Raw genomic sequence first — 19,592 nt, 5'->3', positions numbered from 1 at the left:
TATTGGAGGAGGTGTAGGAATGCCAGTCATACGCAGTAAACTGAGTGAGGTCATGGAGAGGCATGATCCGAAATTATCGATCCGCAAGCTTGCTAAAGAGATCAATTACCATTTTGATTCGGTACGCCGAATGTATAAGAATGAGATGGTGCAGTATCCAAGGGATCTGTTGCTAAAATTATGTGTATACTTTAATGTCCAGCCCGGCGAGCTGATTGCCATGGATGCGGAAGACAACGATTGGGTGATCGATCGTTCAAATGATTACGAGGAGGACGGCGATGACAAGGAACCCGGCACGGACAGCCACCTGTAAGCAGCTTCTGGATACATATCATGCCGGACGCGGTACAACTACTGTAAATAAACTGACGTTCACCGGTGTTGGGCACCGGGATGTCTATAATATAACCGCCCCGTTTATGTATAACGGGGAAGAGGTACTAATGGGAAGAGTTGAGGAACGGGACAGTGAGTTCTCTCAAGTCTTCTTTTTTACATGCCATGATGGGGTTTGGAGACCTCGTGCGCATACGCATACGTACAATTTACAGGACCCGTGCTGGACCCGGATCAGGGGGGAACTGATCGTGGGCGGGGTGGAAGTGATTGCGGCAGCGGATGATCCGCACCGGATTGTCTCCTGGGTGACCCAGTTCTACCGGGGGTATCACATCGATTCTTTGACCCACTTTTCTTCAGGTCCCGGCACGATGAAGGATATCCGGCTTATCGAGCTTGATAATGGCAGTGTAGGCGTATTTACCCGGCCACAGGGCGAGCGGGGTGGGCGAGGACAGATTGGGTTCACAGTGATTCCTTCGCTGGACGAACTAAATGAGCAGACCTTCATTGATGCCGAGGTGCTACAGGATCAATTCGTGCCCGAAGAGTGGGGTGGAGCCAATGAAGCTCATCTGCTGCGGGGTGGGAAGGTGGGCGTGTTGGGCCACATTGCTTGCTTCGATAGCGCCGGAAACAAACACTATTATGCCATGGCTTTTTCGCTGAATCCTGAGACTTATAAGGCAACTCCGGTCAAAATAATAGCAGTCCGCAGTGATTTTCCGGCGGGCCCGGGCAAGCGCAAAGAACTGGAGGATGTCATCTTCAGCGGTGGCTTGAAACGTCTTGGAGGAGGCCGGGCGGTATTGTCTGTAGGGGTGAGTGACGCAGAAGCGTATCAGATTGAGATCGCGGACCCGTTTGACGAATATGAATCCTAGCGTTCTTTCAGTTGGTTTGACTAGATTATATGGTCATGTTACACTTAGTTTGACAAGAATTTATGGTCAAAGAGAGCGGGAAACCCAATGAATAAGTTTATTCAATTCAACACACGTAAGACTGACACCAAGTCCAACATCAATCAGGCGCGTAAGCAAGGACGTATTCCGGCTGTATTATATGGTATTGGTAAAGAGACTCTGACGTTGGAAGTGAATGAAAAAGAACTTCTGGACATTCTCAAAAAGAATCCGCGCGCAATTCTGCAAGGTAAGGTATCGGAAGATCTAGAGGTTCCGGTCGTGGTTCAGAACATTCAGAAGGATACCCTGTCCGGCAAAATTCTGCATATTGATTTTCAACATGTAAATATGAAAAAGAGCATGGACAGCAAGGTGACTATTCATTTTGCAGGTGAAGCCGTAGGTATTAAAGCAGGCGGTACGCTTCAGGTTGAAATTTATGAAGTGGAAGTTCGCTGTATGCCTGAAGATCTTCCTACCTCCATGGAAGTGGATATTAGCGGATTGGATATTGGCGACCAATTGCTTGTCTCTGATCTGATCTTTAAGGATGGGATTGAAGTGTTGACCGAACCGTCAACCGTAATGATCCAGATCAAGACCGTGCATGAAGAAGAGGAAGAAGCGGTAGTAACTCCAGCCTAAACCTATATTTTTATTAAAAAAGCAAGTTTCCAGGGAAGAGGAAACTTGCTTTTTTTGCGTTGAATCATACAGGAACTTCTCGTTGGTCCTTTGCCATAGGGGAACTACATAACGGGCAGGGCTTTGAGGTTAAATGATCCTCAGCTCCGCCCGCTTTCATGCGCGTCCATCCAGGACAGGTATTGCTGGTACAATTCCATACTGGAACGACATGAGTTCTTGTCGCAGTTGTGCGACTGGTAGGTAAGGATCTTGTTGTCACTGTTCTGCTCACCGTAGTCGTTGCTGTGGAGGAAACGGCAGAGCGGAAGGCTGATAACATGAAGCGGGAGACCTCTGCTTTTTTGCCTCGATGCCTCGCAGGTGAACTGATAAATAGCTCTTCCCGGGCTCTAGTAACAGCTACGTAAGCCAGTCTTCGCTCCTCTTCCAGTGCAGCCAAGCTTGAACTACCACTATTTGCAGCGGCCAGCTTGCGGTCCTTGAGCCGGTCGCCCTCCAGTGCGGAGCTATGCGGAAGAATTCCTTCAGAGGCTCCAATCAAAAAGACCACAGGAAACTCTAAGCCCTTGGATTTGTGAATGGTCATAAGCGCGATCCGATTCCCTTGTTCTTTGGTGCTTGGCTGACGATTATGTTCATTACGTTCCGTAACATTATCTATGAAATCTAGAAAGGCAGGAATACTATCAAATCGCTCTGCAGACGATTCTAGTTCATCTAGCATTTCTTTTAACGTTTCGCGATGCAAGGTTGCTTGATGCCGCTCATTCGCTTCGATGAAATAATCATAGAATTGCGTGCGGATCTGGCGGATCGCTTGGACTGGGGTTAACTCGCGCATATTGCGAATTAGATCCAGCCGCTCTCTAAGCTTAGTGCCCTTGAAATCCTCCATGCCGGGCATGGACAACAGATGGATTAGTGGGCCTTGCTTTGGTTGTCTAGCTTCCATTTGCCGGATGTGATTCATACCCTTTTCACGGTTCATATATAGAGTAGGCAGGATGTTCTCCATAGCCGCAAAATTCCGCCGATTCACGGAGAGACGCATATGATCCACGACCGGGGAAATTAGCCAGTGTTCGTACAGTAATTGGCCTTCTCCATAATCAATATAGGGAATATCGCGTAAAAGAAGTAATTCCAGAACGGCCCGGTTGCTGCTGGACGCTCTATATAACATGGCGAAGTCGCTATATTCTCTTTTGCCGCTCGAAACCTCGTTTAAAATATGCTCAACCATCTGCTCAGCTTCCTCGTCTGCTGTCTGCGGACGCATATACCGGGGCTGACTCCCGCTGCCTTTGGCAGCTTGCAGGGTTTTGGAACGCCGGCGCGTATTGTGCCGGATAATACCGTTGCCGAGTCCGACTATAGCTGGACCAGAGCGGTAATTAATATCAAGTGTAATAACCCTTGCTCCCGGGTACAGCTTCTCGAATTCCAGAATGAATTCACTGCGTGCCCCGTTGAAGGAATAAATCGTCTGGTCATCGTCGCCAACTACCATCAGATTATGCTGCGGGTGAGCAATCATTTTGACTAACTCGTACTGCAAGGCATTGGTATCCTGAAACTCATCCACCATCACGTATAGATATCTCATCTGCAATTCCTGCAAAAGCGTTGGACGCTCCTTCAGCATCCGATAGGCGATTAAGAGGACATCATCGAAGTCGATTTTGAAATTGTCTAGTTTCCATTGTTCGTAGATTTCCAGAATGGATTTCATTTCTTTTTCAGCGGTGGTTCCTTCAGGCAAGCCTTCTACGGTACCCATGTTCATCTTGCAGGAAGAGAGCAGGGAGAGTAGCGTTTCCGGTGGATAGGCATCTTTAGGTAGCCCGAGCTCACGCATGATTTGTTTCAACAGGATGTGCTGGCGCCGCGTCTCACTGAAAATTTCTTGCTGCAATCCTTGTCTGCGCAAGAAAAATAAGAAAAAGGAATGAAAAGTACGGGCTTGCAGCCGCGCGACGTCCGCTGGGCCTACTCCCGGCAATAGGGCGATCCGTTCGCGCATTTCCGCCGCAGCTTTACTCGAAAAAGTCAGCAATAGCAGCTGACTTGGCGAGACGCCGCGCACGGACAACAAATAACCGGTTCTGCAGATCAGAACCGAGGTTTTGCCCGAGCCTGCGCCGGCCAGTGTTAGAAGCGGCCCTTTATGATGCCGTACCGCAGAAATCTGCGGACGGTTGAGCAGGATGCCGCCTTCTTCCAGCCTGCGGAAATAAGCGGAGTCCTCATCCTCCCGCTTCACCAGTTCTTGGCTTGTCTGCGCTGAGGCCACAGCCGCTTGCGGGATCCGCTCACCAGTAGCTCCCAGCGGGATAGTATGAAATAAAAGCTTATTCAATAGATTCACCTTCATTATTTCTGTATAGAGTAGTGATCTCAACAAACCTAGTTCTATGATGTTTGAGTTCATCTTAAAATGTGCCGAAAATTTAGCCAATCTACAATATACCATCCCAAGCTTTTTGCTGCACAGGAAAAGTGTTGGATATTGAGCCAGTAAAAATCTGGGGATTGGTGTGGGAGTGGGACACAACGGTGGTATAAATCCCGTAGATAGGTAGGGTTGTGGCTGCGCGGACGGAATGTACGGTATAAATCCCGCAGATTAGCTGGAATGTGGCTGCGTGGGGGAATCTACGGTATAAATCCCGCAGATTATCTGGACCGTGGCTGTGCGGGCGGAATGTACGGTATAAATCCCGTAGATTAGCTGGAATGTGGCTGCGTGGGCGAAATGTACAGTATAAATCCCGTAGATTGGGTGGAATGTGGCTGCGCGGGCGGAATGTACGGTAAAAATCCCGTAGATTAGCTGGAATGTGGCTGCGCGGACGGAATGTACGGTATAAATCCCGCAGATTAGCTGGATTGTGGCTGCGCGGGCGAAATGTACGGTATAAATCCCGCAGATTAGCTGGATTGTGGCTGCGCGGGCGAAATGTACGGTATAAATCCCGTAGATAGGTAGGATTGTGGCTGCGTGGGCGGAATGTACGGTATAAATCCCGTAGATAGGCTGGAATGTGGCTGCGTGGGTGAAATGTACGGTAAAAATCCCGTAGATTAGTTGGAATGTGGCTGCGTAGACGGAATGTGCGGTATAAATCCCGTAGATTAGTTGGAATGTGGCTGCGTAGGCGGAATGTACGGTATAAATCCCGTAGATTGGCAGGAATGTGGCTGCGTGGGCAGAATGTGCGGTATAAATCCCGCAGATTAGCTGGATCGTGGCTGCGTGGACGGAATGTGCGGTATAAATCCCGCAGATTAGCTGGATCGTGGCTGCGTGGGCGGAATGTACGGTATAAATCCCGCAGATTAGCTGGAATGTGGCTGCGTGGGCGGAATGTACGGTATAAATCCCGCAGATAGGCAGGAATGTGGCTACGTGGGCGGAATGTACGGTATAAATCCCGTAGATTAGCTGGATCGTGGCTGCGTGGGCGAAATGTACGGTATAAATCCCGTAGATAGGCTGGATTGTGGCTGCGTGGGCGAAATGAGAGGCAAAAATGCCCTAGAAAAGGATGAATCCGCCTCCGTAAGCGAAATGAGAGGCATATTCGCCCTACTAAAAGGGCGCTGGGTGCAGGTCTGTTTCTATTTTTATAATATAAAAATTTCCGCCCCGCGCATCACAGAATTGTTCAGCGCACGTTTGCCACTCCCCTGAACAATTCTGTGATGCCCATTCCCTTTTCCTATCATGCTCATATCCTAAAGCAAAAACATGATATGGAGATGACCCTATGCCCTCGCCCAGTAAGGTCCGCATCAGACATGCCGTTACTATAGACGTACTGATTCCCGCGATTGAAAAAGATTTACAGACCCTTCCCCATGTGATTGACGCTGTTAGAAAGCATGTTAAGCATCCCATCGGCCGGATATTAATTGTTGCTCCCAAAAAGAAACGGATGATTGAGTTCTGTCGCACAAAAGGCTGTACCTTTATTGATGAGAATACGGTGCTGCCGATTACGAAAAAAGACATTCATTACCGCTCACGCACCTGGGAACGTTCCGGCTGGCTATTCCAACAGCTGCTGAAACTGAATGGCGACAAGCTCTGCACGGCGGATTATTTTCTGGTTATTGATGCCGATACCGTTCTGATCACCCCCCACCGTTTTCGGGCGGACGGCAAGACACTCTTTTACAGCCGGAACTGGAGCCAACCACAGTATTTTGTAACCTATAGGAAACTCATGGGCCGCAAGGTGACCGCAAAATCGTCATTTGTGACCCATTATATGCTGTTTGAACGCAGTCAATTGACTCAAATGAAAAGAGAGATAGAAGCAAAACACCAAATGCCTTGGTATCGAGCTATTTTACACAGTATGAACCGTTCCAAGCAATTTGCCTTTTCTGAATTCGAAACCTATGCCAATTACCTGTATTCGAAGAATCGCGAGGGAATGAAGATTCAAAAAGCGCGTAATAAAGGTCTCCATATGAATGCAGGACAGCTATCCAAGCAGAGAGTGAATCAGCTGGCTGAGAAGTATAGATCATTGTCTTTTCATAAACGAAAGGGGTATGTGAGAACACCGGGGGCTAAATCCAGCGCAGGGGGGCGATAGGGTTGCAGATCGTACTCCTTTCAGGGGGATCGGGGAAGCGGTTATGGCCGCTATCAAATGAGATCAGGTCTAAAGCTTTTTTAAGGCTGCTTCCAACAGAAGCTGGCGGTGTGGAGTCGATGATCGAGCGGGTATGCAGAGGGCTGGAAGAAGTAGGCTTGTTGGATTCAAGCTGCATTGTGACTCATCGCAGTCAGGTGGAGATTACTCGCAAATCCGTTGGTGCTCAAGTCCCTTTATTAGCGGAGCCGCAGAAACGGGGGACTTTTACTGCAGTAGCTCTGGCGGCGAGTTATCTGCATTCTGTGAAGGGTATGGACTCAAAAGAGATCGTAGTGGTCATTCCGGTGGATTCGTATGTGGAGACTTCTTTTTTTAAGCAGCTTCATCAATTTCCTAGTGTACTTGCCGAATCACAAGCAGATATTGCTTTGATTGGTGTTTTACCTGAATTTCCTTCAACACAGTTCGGTTATATTCTACCTGGTGAAGGGTCAGGGGTAGGAGGGACGTCTTTTTTAAATGTTGAGCAGTTTGCAGAGAAACCGAACGAATCGACAGCGGCTGAGTTCATTTCTCAGGGAGGACTGTGGAATTGCGGCGTGTTTTCCTGCTCATTAGGGTACTTGCTCTCAAGTATGGTGGAACGGGATCTTCCCGTAGATTACATGGAGTTTTTGGGGCATTATGATCAATTGCCAGAACGAAGCTTTGACTATGAGGTGCTGGAACACACACGGTGTGCGGTAGTGATCCCCTATATTGGGGTATGGGCGGATATTGGCAGCTGGGATGCGCTTGTTCCCCATTTGCAAGGAACGGTGATTGGCGAGGGGAGTATCTCAGAGGATTCAAAAGGTACCCATTTGATCAACGAACTCTCTTGTCCTGTGCATATCATCGGCGCTCCTGGTTTAATCGTGGCGGCAGGGCCAGATGGTATATTGGTTGTTGGGATAGAGCAGGCAAAACGAATTAAGCAGAAGCTGGAGGGCCATGCAGCGAAGCCGATGATTGAAGAAAAACGCTGGGGCACCTCACGCATTTTGGACTTCTCTCGCACGGCAGCCGGTATTGAGGTTACGACCTCAAAAATAACCATTTTGGCAGGTGAGCACACCAGCTACCATTTTCATCGGCATACTAAAGAAGTTTGGTCTTTTCTTTCTGGGAATGGAGAATACCGGATGAATGGCCATCTTCATGCGGTTGCCGCCGGGGACACGGTCACGATTCCTGCTGGTACGAAGCATGGGCTGCGGGCCATTACAGCGCTCGAATTGATTATCATTGAACTGTTGGAATTTCCTGAGGTGGATGACTACGTACGAGTGTCTGCCGAATGGGAGGGGGAGGACAGCTTCCTTGATGATTTGGGATAAATGGAAAGGTAGTTCGCTTTAACCCGGAGGCTGCTATAGATATGGATAGATTGCGTGGCTGAAGTGAAATAGATGTATTCAGTGCAACTATTTCGTGGAGTAGCGAATGTCTTGCGATTTAGATGTAGTTTGTACAGTTAAAAATCGCGAATTTTTGCGTTTTGAATAGATTTGCTGAATATAAGTGTACAGAGTGCAATTAAATCCGAATTAGCGCCTAAAAGAGGGCATTTAACTGTACGAAGTACAACTAATTCTTGAGAGGGACGGGGGATGCAATAGGCACGCCACAAGCTAAACCTAAACCTAAAGTGTAAATGAGAGACCCCTGCCTAACAAAAATAAACCCACAAATAGCACCGTGAGCAGAACTGCCCACGATGCTATTTGTGCATTCACTGCTTTATACAGAAATTATTCTTTAGAATTTCTATTCAAAAGATGCTCAATTCCTGCCGCGACTCCGTTTTCCTCATTGCTGGTGGTAATGAATTCCGCCATTTCCTTAAGGATTGGCGCAGCGTTAGCCATAGCAATCCGGTAGCCGGCCTTCTCGAACATCGGCTGATCGTTATAACTGTCGCCCATGACAGCTACATCCGCTAGCGAGATACCATAATGGTCAGCAAGCATGGTTACACCGGAGCCTTTGTTGGCCTCTTCATGGTTAATCTCGATATTATTCACATGGGAGGCGGTGATAATTAAGCCCGGAATAGCCGCGAAGCGGGTGGAGGCTTCCTTGAGCAGCTCTCGGTTTAGAGAAAAAGCCAATGTTTTATAAATAACATTTTCCTCCTTGCTCCACACCTCTTCCATACTCTCCACATAGGTTACCGCTGCTTGTTGAAACTGTTGATCGATCATTGCTTTCAGCAGCCAGCTGACTTCTTCAGGAACTTCTTCATCGCTTAGTGCAGATAATTTCTCTAACCGTACACGTTTGTTCAGCTCTACATAAACGTTATCCTCAGTGTAAACCTCGTAATACAAGTCCGGAATTTCGTTCATCCAGCGCAGAGCGGGAATGATGTCCGCTTTATTCAGCGGCGTGCTTGCCGCGAGGGTGCGATCAGATAATGTGACGACTGCGCCATTTAGACTGACTACAGGACATTCCAGATCCGCTAGCCGAAGCTGACGTTCTGCATCCATAAAAGAGCGCCCTGTAGCAATGATAACAATGTGACCTAGTTTCTGAGCTTTTATAATAGCTTCGCGGTTTTTTGGACTGATGTTTCCTTCTTCGTTCAGTAATGTTCCATCCATATCTAAAGCAATCAGCATATTGTATGAGCTCCTTTTCCAGGTAAAGTGGTACTTTTTAAGGGGTATTGAAACGTTACTTGTATCTTATCATTAATATTCTGAAAACCAAAAACCATTTTCATGCAACTGTACAATAATGAACGTCCAACAGGAGATAAAAGGTTTTTACAGTATATTTTTAGAAAATAGTTCAGTCGTGGTACAATAGTTGTCAAACTAACCGACTAGCCGAATCTATCGTCAGCTTATGTTCGAGGAACGTGACCGACGGTATTTTTCCTGCGTAAGGACATCGGCAGCTGCTTATGTAAAGGGGACTATTTATGAGATCCAAAAACTTAGCCACCATGTCACTCGCCTTTATGGCATGTGGGTTTCTGATTACACTGTTTCTACCTGAAAACCTTGCCGTGATTCTACTGAGAGGTGGTTTCGAGGCCGGTTTGGTGGGGGGGATTGCCGACTGGTTCGCGGTAACGGCGTTGTTCCGCCATCCGATGGGATTACGTATTCCACATACCTCACTACTGCTCAAGAATCGCGATAAGATCATCCAATCACTAATCACCGCGATGGAGACTGAGCTTCTTAACAAGGAAAGCATTGAGAACAAGCTGCGTAAGTTTGGCTTTATATCAATGGGCTCCAAGCTGCTGACAAAGTTTTTTAGTAAAAAGAAGGCAAGAGTACAAATATTGGAGCAGCTTGGCGAATTCGTGTCTCGTCTTCCGGTAGAGAAGGCAGTACCGTTTCTGCAAAAGGCAGCCTCCGAATATGTTCGTGAAGCTGAGCTTGGCGCTGCGGCCGATAAAATAGTTACTAAATTAATGAATGACGGTAAAGATGTAGCTGCTCTGGACTATGCGCTGGAAGGGGTATCTAATTGGAGCGGACGTCCTGAAACGAAAGCTATGCTTGGCAAGATCGCCAGCGAGAAATTGGCTGAAGTGAAGCTTGGCGGACTTAAAGGCATGGCCTTTCAGGCTTTTGTCGGGTTTATGGATGCAGATATGCTTGGTGAAATGCTGCAAGGTATGTTGCAGTCCGGTATCCGCGATTTTCGGGAAGAGGATAGCCCATACCGTGAAGAGATTATCCGTGAGATTCGAGTGGCCCTGTTCCAGATTGTTAATGATGAGGCTAGACTGGCTTCATTAAAAGAATGGGCACTGAATGAGCTTGAAGGCGAAGCAGCAACCGCATTTCTGCATACGCAATTGGAGAACATTCGCAGCAAAGCAATTTCCCTACTGGAAGAAGACCGGGCGGCTGGCGGACGCAAGCTGTTCACGTTATATACCCTGCTTGTACGTCGTATTGGTAAGGAACAAGAATGGATCAGTAGCTGGGAAGAGCGGATTCGCGCTTCGCTAATTGCCTTTGTAGAGGCTAACCACTACAGAATAGGTCTTTTGGTAAAAGAGAATCTGGACAGCATGGATGACGCTAGTCTAGTGAATATGCTGGAAGATAAAGTGGGTAAAGATCTGCAATGGATTCGTGTGAACGGAGCCTTATGCGGGTTTGTCGTAGGGCTTGTGCTTACAGTTATTCAATTGATTTGAATGAAACTTACCTATGTAATGTAAAATTCACAAAAAAAGCAGAGCAGCGATTCTCCCGTGTTGGAGGATCGCTGCTTTTTGTTGTTGCTTATGGCCTGTCTGCATCGTGGAGTAATAATCCTTCTCTGAGGCTTACGGACCCATATGACGTTATTTGTTAGTTTTGACCCTTGGAACATGTTTGCGGACTCCACTGACGTTATTCCTATGGATGCGTTCATATTGGGCATTTTTCATGCCAATAGTGGTTATAGGGTCCTTTAGCATTGCAAATGTGGGATAAAGCTGCGTTTGGGGTCAGCTGTGTCCGATAGCTACCTTTTATACGCATATATGACCTAATTCAATCGGAGATTGGTGTTTGTTTAGCTCAAGCAAACACCAAAAAGAAGGGAACCCAGCAGCCAGTTGATGGCTTATGGGCCCCCCTACTTTTCTTGAGTCTACAATTGCATTCCGCCTGCAAGAGTTCTGTACGCCTGCTGTGGTGATGTAGAAGCTTGGTACAGCTGTTCTAAATGGTTTGCTGTACGCTGCCAATTGAAGGCTTCAAGCGCATCTGTTCTCCCTTGTGATCCGATGGTAACTGCCAATTGTGGATTGCGGGCAATCCGTAGCAAATGTCGGGCAAAGGGTAAAGCCTCACGATATCGTTCTACCAGATAACCGTTATGGCCAGAGGCGACAATCTCTCGGATTCCCCCATTATTAGAAGCGATAACAGGTAGACCGGAGGCCATAGCTTCTACATTAACAAGCCCGAAGGATTCATGATTCTGGGAAGGGCATACAAAGCAGTCTGCTGCCTGATAAAGGGTGTGAATATTCTCATGAGCTACATTTCCTAGAAAAGTAACTGACACTCTCAGCCGCCGTGCAAGTAGCTTCAACTGCCGTATGTACGACGGTTTGCCCTTGCCTGCGATGACGAGATGAGCGGGGAGGTGTTTGTTTAAATGCGACATAGCACGTATTAATATAGGCACTCCTTTGCGGGGTATAACCCGACCAACGAACAAAACGGTAAAGGTCTGTGGAAGTCTGTAAAAACTACGAAGCTGTTGTTTTTCAGATGTCTGCACAGGGGTAAACCGATCAAGATCGGCTCCCAATAAGACAATGTGAATCCCTGTGGTCAGTTGAGGGAAGCGGCGATCCAACCTTCGCTGTAAGGAGTGGCTGTTGGCAATGATCAGATCTGCTTTTGCCAAGGCATTTGCCACTTTATCTGTACCCGGTGTGAAGGTAAGAGAGTGCAGGAACAGAAATACCGGGATATGAGGAAGCTGTTTCTTTACAGCAGACATAAGATGGGGGCGATTATCAACCTGAATGATATCAAAGGATTCTTTCTGAATGTATTCTAATACCGAAGTAAGATAATGGGCTGGGGTGCTTGCGGGCAACCGGATAATTCTGACCTGCTCCAATATAGTGGCAGCAGGTAGTCCAGGTAACTTCCGACTTACAATGGTTACCTTATGTCTCTCCGCGAGCCTTCTGGCAATGGCCCAAATGCAGATTTCTACTGAACCGTCTCCCGGAACTGGGAACTGCTCCGGTGCAATGATACAAATGTGCATGGTTCACGCCTCCTTTTATCCGCTAATGGATATCCTCTTCCACCATATGCAACACAGTAAACAGTAGATACATCCGAAAGCGGAGAGGGCGTTTCACTCATGCCATTTGTACAGTTGCAGCATAAAATACTAAGGCTTACTAAGGCCGTGATTATTTTCTGAGGGACAGGGGAGAGGACAGTTGGGAAAGAAGTTAAAGTCTGCATTGACCAGCAAATGGATTAAAACCAAGGTGCTCATGCGAAGCACTGAAATTTCACCGTTGATTCCCGAAACAGTAAAATTCAGTAAAGTCAATCTGAAAGCTATGCTGCTGAAATATGGAATGGTTTATGTCAAACCAGAATACGGTACCTATGGCAATGGTGTGATGAAGGTTGAACAGAGTAGAGAGACTTATGGAACAGAATACAAGTACCAAAGTGGAACAAGACTTAAGACTTTTAGAACCTTCGACGCCTTCCATTTATCCTTAAAGAAAGCGACGCGTGGACGTAGTTACCTGATCCAGAGAGGAATAGTATTGCTAAAGCACGGGAAACACCGCTTTGATATCCGTGTGATGGTCCAGCTCAGCCCGCAGGGCAAATGGGAAACTACCGGTCTGATTGGTCGGGTAGCTGAGAAAGGTAAGATTGTTACCAACTATCATAGCGGCGGCAAACTAACTGCTATGGAAAAGCTTCTGTCTCCTTATCTGAACGAAGCTCAGCAAGCGCAAATGCTTAGGATACTGAGAAAGCTAGGAGAAGATACCGGACGTTTCTACCATAAGAAATATCCTGGGTTTAGACAGATTGGTGTCGATGTAGGATTGGATAGATCCATGACGCCTTGGATTATTGAAGTGAATACTAGTCCGGACCCATATATTTTTAAACATCTTTCTGATAAAAGCATGTACCGCAAAGTAATGGCTTACCGCAGAGCGAATGAGAAGAAAAAAAATACTAAATGATCTGTTTCCTCGTATTAGCAATGACAACAGAAATCTTTTGTTCTAATTCTATGACTTTTTGCTTGTGCGTTGCGATTTGGCGGTAACCCGAGACGAGTGAGGACAGAGACTGAGTGGTTAATGTAAGGTTTTGCTTGCGAATTGCTGCTTTGAAGTCACTCCAATCTGCGGAAATCCGTTTATTCAATGAGGTGACTACGCTTTTGTTAGATTTAATTGAGACTTGTGGGCTATCAATGCCAGACAAGGTTTTGCGGGCATAGGTTATCTTTCGGGTACGTGTCTGTTTGGCTGCATTCAACTGATTCTGTTTGTCGCTAATCTCTTTGCGAGCCAACTGAACCAGGACCTTCATAGCATCGCCTTGGGCTTGTAGTACGGTATTCAAAGTCTTATTTTTAAGACCCTTGGCGATCTTGATACGTTTATGAAGCGCATTGTATTGGTCGAATAAGGGCTGATAGTGCTGTTTACAGCTCTTAACGGTGACCTCCAGCTGAGCTACGGCTTCTAAATCAATCTCTTTAATTTGCTTACGTACCGCAATCAGTGTTTGCTCATTGTTATAGTGAAGGGTTCGGATCTGCTCCTCACGGTTATTGTATTGCATCTTTAAAGTAGATAATTCATTGTACAGATTAGTCATCTTCATCCTTGCAGGAGCCTCGGCAGTGGCAGCTGTTAGATCAAAAGCCGCTTGAATAGAAGGTGTTAATTCAGTCGTTGCTGCAGCAAAAGCTCCTGTTGATGTGCTTAACGATAGCAGGATCACCAGTAGTAGTAAGGGGAATGACTTTAGTGCGTTCATTGATTCGCTCCTCCTTTTGTCCGTATTCCTGAAGACAACAAAAAAGCACCCGTAGCAAAGGCAAAAGCCTTTATTACGGGTGCTTCCATCGTAATAGGTCACGAACGATATATTTATTGTTAAATATAAGTTGTTTATTTGCTTGCGTCAATAATTTAAATTTAAATATTTCCAATTTAAAATAATGCGCTAGACATTTCTTTCCCCAGTTCTCTTATCGTATACTGACATAAGAAGGTATGAGAGCTTTAGCGCTAGCAACAAAGGAGGTCTGGCTTAAATGGGCAGCTCGGTAGAATTTAACGCAATTCTGGATCATGCATTTATGAGGTCTCCAGAAGGAATGGCCGTACTGTTTTCGAATAACGGCAATTTCAACTGGATAAAAGTCAATCCGGCTTTTTGCAATCTACTTGGCTTTACGGAAGCCGAGTTTCTTGCCGGGGCTCTTTTTACAGAATCGGAAAATAGAGAGGCACATTCAAAAGAGCTCTCCTATAGAGTGGTAATGGATGAGCTTCAGAAATCGCCAGCGGGCAGCTGGAAGAAGGAGCATTGTTTTTTAAACAAAGAAGGTCAACCCGTCTGCCTGTCTCTCATGTTCTCTGGGTTAGGAGCAGAAGAAGGACAAGCGCCTTCGTATATTATAGTATATGCCGAGGATATTACGGAACTAAAGATCGCAGCTCAGGAAACGGTGGATCATCTGGATCAGCAGCAGCAAATGGAAGAACAAATTCGTCAAAGTGAACGCAATTATAGATTAATGTCCGAGAATTCACTGGATTTAATCTCGCGTCATGCGGTCAAAGACAGTATTTTCTTATATTGTTCTTCGGCTAGTCGTACCCTGCTTGGTTATGAACCTGAAGAGATGGTTGGGACAAGCGCCTATAATTATCTCCATCCGGATGATCTAGTTATGATGCAAGGTTTAATGGAGCAGAGCCGCAGCTCTGGCGTTATTCCGGCTGTAGCTTACCGCTACCGCCATAAGAATGGCACCTATGTCTGGTTCGAGTCGAGCAGTCGTTATACCTATGATGATGAGGGGAATGTCATGGAGATTATAGCGATTGGACGTGAAATTACGGAGCGCAAGCAGTTCGAGTTCAAGCTTAAGGAGAGCGAGCAACGGTATAAATCTTTGTTCGAATATAATCCATCTGCCGTGTACTCTATGAATTTGCATGGAGATTATTTGACCGCCAATGCGAATTTGGAGAAGTTGACCGGGTATTCGCTGGATGAACTGATCGGAATGTACTTTGGCCCCATTGTCCATGAGAAGGACATAGAGAAGACGTTGTATCATTTTAACTTAGCCGCCCAGGGTTATCCTCAAAGCTATGATCTAACGCTTATTCATAAAGACGGACACTTTGTAGAGATTAATACTACCAATATTCCGATTATTGTAGATGATCAAGTAGTAGGTGTGTATGGGATTTCCCGTGATATTACAGAGCGCATCCGTTATACAGAACAAATTGAGAAGCTTAGCAATGAGTACACTCTTATTTTAAATGCAGTTTCGGAAGGCATCTTTGGACTCGACATGGAGGAGAAGGTGACGTTCATTAACCCTGCAGGTTTGCAAATGCTGGACTATGAACATGATGAAATTATGGGCCATCCTTATTTGGATCAAATTCAGCAGATAGCACTCGATGGGAGCCATTATCGGCCGCAGGAATCTCCACTAATGAAGGCTATTAAGTCAGGTGTATCTTATCAGAGTAATGATGCGGTCTTGTGGCGTAAGGACGGTTCTAGCTTTCTTGCGGAATATCAGGTAACCCCTCTGTTTGATAAGGGGGAGCCGAAGGGTGTTGTTGTAGTGTTCCGGGACATCACGGATGAGAAGGAAATCATTCGGGCGAAGGAATCTGCGGAAAAAGCAGACCAGGCTAAGTCTGAGTTCTTAGCTATTATGAGCCATGAAATCCGTACTCCGATGAACGGAATTGTAGGGATGACGGATCTCCTGGCGGAGACGGAGCTTGATGAAGAACAGCTTGGATATACTGACATTATTAAGGAGAGCAGCAGCTCGCTCCTATCTATTTTGAATGAAATACTGGATTACAGCAAAATTGAAGCCGGAAAAATGATGATTGTAAATGAGCCCGTGCAGCTTCAAGCCGTATTGGACAGCGTAATCGATCTATTTACAGCGAAGGCTTTGGAGAAAAATATTCAGTTATCATGCAGCATGGCACCTGGAGTGCCGCCACTGATTATGGGCGATGCCGGGCGGTTGCGTCAGGTATTGGTCAATCTGGTCAGCAATGCAATCAAGTTTACAGATCGGGGCAGTATCAGTATTTACGTAGAGCAGAAGCTGTCCGCAGATCAAAAGAAATTAACTTTGAAATTTAATGTTAGGGATACGGGAATCGGCATTCCTCTAGAGAAGCAGCATCGGCTGTTTCAGTCTTTTTATCAGCTGCATTCCTCGTTTAACCGCAAATATGGCGGGACCGGATTGGGGCTGGCGATTTGTAAAAAGCTCGTTGAGCTGATGGGCGGAGCCATCGCTGTAGAGAGCAGTGAAGGAGAGGGCTCTAATTTCTATTTCACGCTGCAGATCAATCCTGATAGTAAAGCTGAGATAGATGTGGAAGATACAGTGCAGACAGAAGAACGGGAGACAACAATGGAAGGGGCAACAGCTGTAGAAGGAGAATTGGATGCCGGTACAAATGTGATTTTACTTCCGGAGGCGACTCCACATATTACTCCTAAGTCTAGCCCTTTAAGAGGGGATCTATCTGAATGAAGCATAGACAGCCTCGGATTAGCAACAAACTGCCTGCGGAGCCATATACACAGTGGGAGGTTGGGGTCGAATCCCCGTCCTCTGCGTGTGGCCCAGCTACGATGGCAGCGTTAACGGAGTATTGGAACACCCATTTCGGAGCGGACTTTATTCGGGGGAAAGGTCATTTTCCTTCCAAAGCCGCTCATATTAATTACATATACAGCCATCACGGCGGAAGACCTTGGGGGATGAGTGTGCGCTGTTTTACCAAAGAACTGAAGAACTATATCCATTCATCGACTTTACCTAAGGATCAGCAAAAGTTACTCATTACTACGTTTAATGATTTTGAAGTATATAAAACAGAAATTGATGCCGGCCGGCCTGTGGCTGTTAAATTTGATAAGTGGTTTCGTCTGCGGTGGAGAGGCAAGTTTACTTACGATTACCATTGGGTACTAGGTATAGGATATGAGGTATTTGATGACGGAGAGCGTCCTATCCTGATTGTCCACGATAATGGTGTGCGGTACAAGGATGGTAGAGTCACTCTAGGTAAAGAACGGCGTATTCCGTATTTTGCAAATAAAGACATTATTACGATGGTCGGGTTAGATATTGCAGATGCATCGAGGTAGAGGGGTTGTCCTGACAAAATAGCTTGAAAAATTCGAGTCCAAACGTTTGCACTACTTAGACGATCATACTATAATCCAGTTAATAACTGGAAAAGGGGATAGGTGCTTTGTCCGTACAAAGGGAAATGAAGGAACCCATTTATTATGGGGACCCTGCGGCTACTAGAGGGATTTCCGTGTTTGCTCAGGAGTTTGATCAGTTATTCAGCTATGATGGGGATGATCTTGGCCTAACGTACTCACCGGGTAGTTCAGCTTTTTGTTTGTGGGCGCCCACCGCTCAAGAAGCGGAGCTGGTACTTTATAATTCATGGCAGGGAGCAGCCGAGTGTAAGTATTCTATGATCCGTGATATCCGGGGCACGTGGAGAATTACAGTTGACGGTGATTTAGATGGCAAGTTCTATACCTACCGAGTACGTCTTGGAGAACAGTGGAATGAGGCAGTTGATCCTTATGCACGTGCTGTAGGAGTGAACGGTGATAGGGGAGCTATTTTAGATTTACGCAAAACAGATCCTGAGCGGTGGACGGAAGATAAACCACCCCTGGATGATCCTGTAGATGCCATCATTTATGAGCTTCATTTGCGTGACTTATCTATCCATCCAGCAAGTGGTATGACCCATAAAGGACAATATCTTGCTTTGGCGGAAGAAGGGAACCGCGGACCGGAGGGTATTCTCACTGGACTCGATCATATCGCGAACCTCGGTGTAACCCATGTGCAGCTATTGCCTGTTTATGATTATTCTACAGAGAGTGTAGATGAGACGAGGCTGGATGAACCGCATTATAACTGGGGTTATGATCCGAAGAATTATAATGTGCCAGAAGGTTCCTATGCTACAGATCCTTATGTGCCTGGAGTGCGTATCCGTGAACTAAAAACAATGATTCAAGCACTTCATGATCGGGGCCTCCGCGTCATTATGGATGTGGTTTACAACCATGTGTACGATGGCTACCGCGTGAATTTTACCAAGCTGGTTCCCGGCTATTATTTGCGTTACAAGCAAGACGGAAGCCTGTCGGATGGCTCTGGCTGCGGGAATGACGTGGCTTCGGAACGATTGATGATGTCCAGCTTCATTGTGGAATCCGTAGTTTATTGGGCCAAAGAATACCATATCGATGGTTTTCGTTTTGATCTGATGGGCTTGATTGATCTCGACACGATGGAGGAAATCCGGCGTCGTCTGGATGGGATTGACCCGTCCATCATGACGATTGGTGAAGGTTGGATGATGGGGACAGAGTTGCCGATGGAGCGGCTTGCCCATCAGAAGAATGCGGCGCTTTTGCCGGGAATCGGACACTTTAATGATGATTTCCGGGATGCAATTAAAGGGAATATTTTTCTGCATGATCAACCGGGCTTCATCAGCGGAATGATGGGTCTGGAGCTTGCGATAAAGGCCGGAGTCGCGGGAGGCATTGCTTTTGCCCCAGGCATTGGACAATTTGCCGTGGAGCCTCAGCAAACCGTCAATTATGTGGAATGTCATGATAATCATACGTTATGGGATAAAATATTACTGTCCACACAAGGGGAGACGGACAAACAGCGCCAATCTATGCATAGATTAGCTTCTGCGATAGTGTTCATGAGTCAGGGAATCCCCTTTGTCCATGCGGGTCAGGAATTTATGCGCACGAAAAACGGGGTGGAGAACAGCTATAAATCCTCGGTGAAGATCAACCAATTGGATTGGGAACTGTGCGCTGCTCATCAAGACGATGTGGTTTATCTGAAGCAGCTAATTGCCTTGCGAAAAGCGCATCCGGCTTTCCGTATGCGAACGGCAGATGACATTCGGAATCATCTAGTATTTGAAAAAGCACCGGTAAGTTCGGTAGCTTATACGCTGCGTGGCCATGCTGGAGGAGATGCGGCGAAGCATATCTATGTGCTTTTTAATGCTAATGTTGAACAGACGGCTTTGGTTCTGCCACAGCTCGGGGCATGGAAAACGGTTTTTGGAGCCGATCTTGTGCAGAATCTGACGGGTAATAAGCTAAATGTAAGTGGGATTGGAATGGTAGTGCTGACGGTGAACTAGATGGTTTGTTATAGATAATTCGTCAAAAGCATACGGAGTATTGTGCTCAATGAGTAC

General features: G+C 46.5%; 15 protein-coding genes. 11 read left to right on the top strand and 4 right to left on the bottom strand.

Translation table 11 applies throughout. The annotated features are described in order from the left end of the window. Positions 1–19: 19 nt before the first annotated feature. The 3 genes from MHH49_RS08350 to MHH49_RS08340 all read left to right on the top strand — a co-directional run bounded on the left by MHH49_RS08350 (position 20) and on the right by MHH49_RS08340 (position 1,895). Complete coding sequence (locus tag MHH49_RS08350) at positions 20–316, top strand: helix-turn-helix domain-containing protein (RefSeq protein ID WP_051491502.1); 297 nt, start codon at positions 20–22, stop codon at positions 314–316. Further along, a complete protein-coding gene (locus MHH49_RS08345) occupies positions 282–1,226 on the top strand; it encodes a DUF1861 family protein (protein WP_341120040.1) in 945 nt (314 codons plus the stop codon). Before MHH49_RS08350 ends, MHH49_RS08345 begins: the two co-directional genes overlap by 35 nt. A gap of 87 nt (positions 1,227–1,313) precedes the next feature. Beyond that, on the top strand, positions 1,314–1,895 hold the full coding sequence (locus MHH49_RS08340; protein WP_051491503.1) for a 50S ribosomal protein L25: 582 nt from the start codon (positions 1,314–1,316) through the stop codon (positions 1,893–1,895). Between the two features lie 64 nt (positions 1,896–1,959). Here MHH49_RS08340 and MHH49_RS08335 read toward each other — a convergent pair whose 3' ends face one another. Beyond that, positions 1,960–4,257 (bottom strand): UvrD-helicase domain-containing protein, encoded by a 2,298-nt coding sequence (locus MHH49_RS08335; protein WP_036687345.1) that lies wholly within the window; start codon positions 4,255–4,257, stop codon positions 1,960–1,962. A 734-nt stretch (positions 4,258–4,991) separates the two neighbouring features. On the opposite strand from MHH49_RS08335, the gene MHH49_RS08330 reads away from it, so the two are divergent. The 3 genes from MHH49_RS08330 (at position 4,992) to MHH49_RS08320 (ending at position 7,887) form a co-directional block, all read left to right on the top strand. Beyond that, on the top strand, positions 4,992–5,291 hold the full coding sequence (locus tag MHH49_RS08330) for a hypothetical protein (protein ID WP_341138089.1): 300 nt from the start codon (positions 4,992–4,994) through the stop codon (positions 5,289–5,291). Between the two features lie 377 nt (positions 5,292–5,668). After that, positions 5,669–6,505 (top strand): DUF6492 family protein, encoded by an 837-nt coding sequence (locus MHH49_RS08325; RefSeq protein WP_036687392.1) that lies wholly within the window; start codon positions 5,669–5,671, stop codon positions 6,503–6,505. Between the two features lie 2 nt (positions 6,506–6,507). Further along, positions 6,508–7,887, top strand: coding sequence for a sugar phosphate nucleotidyltransferase (locus MHH49_RS08320; RefSeq protein WP_341138088.1), 1,380 nt, complete (start codon positions 6,508–6,510; stop codon positions 7,885–7,887). Positions 7,888–8,301: 414 nt separating this feature from the next. On the opposite strand, the gene MHH49_RS08315 is transcribed toward MHH49_RS08320, so the two are convergent. Continuing rightward, positions 8,302–9,174: a Cof-type HAD-IIB family hydrolase gene (locus MHH49_RS08315; protein ID WP_038568287.1), complete on the bottom strand. Its 873-nt coding sequence runs from the start codon at positions 9,172–9,174 to the stop codon at positions 8,302–8,304. Between the two features lie 305 nt (positions 9,175–9,479). On the opposite strand from MHH49_RS08315, the gene MHH49_RS08310 reads away from it, so the two are divergent. Next, positions 9,480–10,721, top strand: a complete 1,242-nt coding sequence (locus MHH49_RS08310; protein ID WP_038568289.1) for a DUF445 domain-containing protein — start codon at positions 9,480–9,482, stop codon at positions 10,719–10,721. 443 nt (positions 10,722–11,164) lie between these two features. Here the strand turns inward: MHH49_RS08310 and MHH49_RS08305 are convergent, their stop codons facing one another. Further along, on the bottom strand, positions 11,165–12,304 hold the full coding sequence (locus MHH49_RS08305; RefSeq protein WP_076101179.1) for a glycosyltransferase family 4 protein: 1,140 nt from the start codon (positions 12,302–12,304) through the stop codon (positions 11,165–11,167). 181 nt (positions 12,305–12,485) lie between these two features. Here MHH49_RS08305 and MHH49_RS08300 point away from each other — a divergent pair, with 181 nt between their 5' ends. Beyond that, on the top strand, positions 12,486–13,262 hold the full coding sequence (locus MHH49_RS08300; RefSeq protein WP_036687402.1) for a YheC/YheD family protein: 777 nt from the start codon (positions 12,486–12,488) through the stop codon (positions 13,260–13,262). Here MHH49_RS08300 and MHH49_RS08295 read toward each other — a convergent pair. Further along, complete coding sequence (locus MHH49_RS08295) at positions 13,255–14,070, bottom strand: hypothetical protein (protein ID WP_341138087.1); 816 nt, start codon at positions 14,068–14,070, stop codon at positions 13,255–13,257. The genes MHH49_RS08300 and MHH49_RS08295 overlap by 8 nt on opposite strands. 280 nt (positions 14,071–14,350) lie before the next feature. Between MHH49_RS08295 and MHH49_RS08290 the strand changes: the two genes are divergently transcribed. The 3 genes from MHH49_RS08290 (at position 14,351) to pulA (ending at position 19,535) form a co-directional block, all read left to right on the top strand. After that, positions 14,351–16,852: a PAS domain-containing hybrid sensor histidine kinase/response regulator gene (locus MHH49_RS08290; protein ID WP_051491506.1), complete on the top strand. Its 2,502-nt coding sequence runs from the start codon at positions 14,351–14,353 to the stop codon at positions 16,850–16,852. Beyond that, on the top strand, positions 16,849–17,472 hold the full coding sequence (locus MHH49_RS08285) for a C39 family peptidase (protein ID WP_341138086.1): 624 nt from the start codon (positions 16,849–16,851) through the stop codon (positions 17,470–17,472). The genes MHH49_RS08290 and MHH49_RS08285 overlap by 4 nt, the downstream gene beginning before the upstream one ends. A 107-nt stretch (positions 17,473–17,579) precedes the next feature. Beyond that, on the top strand, positions 17,580–19,535 hold the full coding sequence (pulA, locus tag MHH49_RS08280; protein WP_341138085.1) for a type I pullulanase: 1,956 nt from the start codon (positions 17,580–17,582) through the stop codon (positions 19,533–19,535). Positions 19,536–19,592: the final 57 nt, after the last annotated feature.

Source organism: Paenibacillus sp. FSL F4-0122 (genome assembly GCF_038002845.1).
Classification (GTDB): domain Bacteria; phylum Bacillota; class Bacilli; order Paenibacillales; family Paenibacillaceae; genus Paenibacillus_AQ; species Paenibacillus_AQ odorifer.
The sequence above is the reverse complement of the archived record's forward strand: the minus strand, read 5'-3'. Positions and strand labels throughout refer to the sequence as shown.

Bases quoted from the DNA above. Each gene is read 5' to 3' on its own strand.
- MHH49_RS08350 (WP_051491502.1), top strand. From the start codon at position 20: ATGCCAGTCATACGCAGTAAACTGAGTGAGGTCATGGAGAGGCATGAT.
- MHH49_RS08345 (WP_341120040.1), top strand. From the start codon at position 282: ATGACAAGGAACCCGGCACGGACAGCCACCTGTAAGCAGCTTCTGGAT.
- MHH49_RS08340 (WP_051491503.1), top strand. From the start codon at position 1,314: ATGAATAAGTTTATTCAATTCAACACACGTAAGACTGACACCAAGTCC.
- MHH49_RS08330 (WP_341138089.1), top strand. From the start codon at position 4,992: ATGTGGCTGCGTAGACGGAATGTGCGGTATAAATCCCGTAGATTAGTT.
- MHH49_RS08325 (WP_036687392.1), top strand. From the start codon at position 5,669: ATGCCCTCGCCCAGTAAGGTCCGCATCAGACATGCCGTTACTATAGAC.
- MHH49_RS08315 (WP_038568287.1), bottom strand. From the start codon at position 9,174: ATGCTGATTGCTTTAGATATGGATGGAACATTACTGAACGAAGAAGGA.
- MHH49_RS08310 (WP_038568289.1), top strand. From the start codon at position 9,480: ATGAGATCCAAAAACTTAGCCACCATGTCACTCGCCTTTATGGCATGT.
- MHH49_RS08305 (WP_076101179.1), bottom strand. From the start codon at position 12,304: ATGCACATTTGTATCATTGCACCGGAGCAGTTCCCAGTTCCGGGAGAC.
- MHH49_RS08295 (WP_341138087.1), bottom strand. From the start codon at position 14,070: ATGAACGCACTAAAGTCATTCCCCTTACTACTACTGGTGATCCTGCTA.
- MHH49_RS08290 (WP_051491506.1), top strand. From the start codon at position 14,351: ATGGGCAGCTCGGTAGAATTTAACGCAATTCTGGATCATGCATTTATG.
- MHH49_RS08285 (WP_341138086.1), top strand. From the start codon at position 16,849: ATGAAGCATAGACAGCCTCGGATTAGCAACAAACTGCCTGCGGAGCCA.